Origin of the sequence: Pseudoalteromonas sp. SG44-1, from assembly GCF_014164315.1 — a bacterium.
In the GTDB taxonomy this organism is placed as follows: Bacteria; Pseudomonadota; Gammaproteobacteria; order Enterobacterales; family Alteromonadaceae; genus Pseudoalteromonas; species Pseudoalteromonas rhizosphaerae.
Window position 1 is genome coordinate 1 of record NZ_JACJEW010000154.1, and the last position, 1779, is coordinate 1779.

The window sequence follows — 1779 nt, forward strand, 5'->3', positions numbered from 1 at the left end:
GATCGGCAAAATCATTAAGAACACAAAAGTGATCATTATCGCGTAATTTTCGTGATCAAAGCTTAATGAGAATAAGCGATCAAAGTTAATGCCATTGGGTGATCAAAGCTGGTGAGAATATGCAAGCACATAACGAGCCTATAGAATTACTCGTTTTTAATTTATTTTTATTGATGCATTAACTATAGCCGAGTTCCTATTTTGATTCAATCGACAACTGACTTTCGCGTAAAAGAAGACTTCGTGTTGTTTTAATTGGCGTTTTTGCAGGTGTTTGAGTGGCTTTTTTGAGAAGTTATGGGCTATCTTTATTAATATAATGTGTTTAATGCATGCTAACATTAGTCTTCAAGCTCATCCTCATTTCCTTCTCTTTCTCTGCTCTTTGTGCAAAAGGTCTTTAGGTTCAGAGATGCTGCGCTTTAGAGGGCTATAAGCAAATGCTTTACTAATAACGTAAGGATTATTGCGCAGCGACCCTTGTAAGTATTTGTCGCAAGCGACTTGCATAACTGGTGCATCGACAGACGAAGTAAACGAATTTATTTATTGATTTAAAGTAAGCGTATAGCTAACGTTTGTTTTGGTTTCTGTGTAAATACAAAAATAGCTCTATACAGTGAACTAGGAACTATAAGCAACATACCAAGTAACGCTGGAAACACCCCAAAAATAAAACCAAAAGCGAACCCTGAATTTTCTACTTGGGAAAACAAAGCTACGAACCCAAACTAGGCGATAGATATTAAAAAGAAAACGGCTCCGAGTGAAATCGAAAAAAGTGCCATTCTTAAAAACTCCTTTTCAGATAACGCCTAACTCACCAGACCGAACGAAGTGGAACAAATTTGCATACAACATACAATAAACGAAGCGAATGCAAATTTGAGGAACGTAGTTCGGGTCTGGTGCGGTGATTTGTTATGTGTTTGTTACTAAATAAAAATATAAGGGTATTGTTAACCAAATACCACCGAAAATACCATTTTTGCTTAGCCTACCAAACACACCACCCTGAGCGCCTACAAATAAAGCAAAAACTATAACTAATGCTGCTAAAAACAATACCCAAAATTGATTTATAAATAGAATCGGCCATAACACGCACAAAGTTCCTAGCGTTGCTTGCAACACCCACTTTAAGGAAGAAATCTTATCTTCTCGATATCTGGTACTAAGCCATAGGATAAGAATATATAGACCGATACATGTAGAGGTTAAAAACAGTAGTTTCATTTGAGATTACACATAACACCAATTTAAGCGGCGTTTTGGCGCTCTTCCAAAATCTCCGCCTTCAAATTTTTTGTTATTTTTCATCTATCTAACGTCCGATTCCTGAATAGATTAGCCATACAGAAAAAATTAGTAATATATTGCAAATCACTGTTTTTAACCAACCAATTAAAATACGTTCATTCTTATGACTTAAAAATAAATAATAAGGTACAAAATGAAATACAACCAATACCAAAATTACAAAAAGTATCTGTCCCGGTATAGCCCCTAACACATTAAAGTATTTCTCCATTAATCGGGGTAGTAATGCAAAAAGTATAATCACAGAAAAACTTTTCCAACCAACTTTATTGATTACCTCATGAGACTTTTGTGCATAAAGGACATATAAATTCGGCGTTGGCAAAATATTCTCCTAACATTTTAGTATTTATGCGACACGCAGTTTGTGTTGCATAATCGCTTGTTGGACTGAGGCGCTACCTGCTCGGTGTGTCAGAGTTGGTGTTACTTATGCTATGGGAATTTGCTTTTTATGGC

2 protein-coding genes are annotated in these 1779 nt (G+C 35.8%); both read right to left on the reverse strand.

What is annotated here, in order from left to right; genetic code table 11:
* Positions 1–921: 921 nt before the first annotated feature.
* Positions 922–1131: a hypothetical protein gene (locus H5187_RS23340; RefSeq protein WP_182785426.1), complete on the reverse strand. Its 210-nt coding sequence runs from the start codon at positions 1129–1131 to the stop codon at positions 922–924.
* Positions 1132–1324: 193 nt separating this feature from the next.
* The gene (locus H5187_RS23345; protein WP_182785425.1) at positions 1325–1645 is read right to left on the reverse strand and encodes a hypothetical protein; all 321 of its coding nucleotides are present in this window, start codon (positions 1643–1645) and stop codon (positions 1325–1327) included.
* Between the last annotated feature and the right edge of the window lie 134 nt (positions 1646–1779).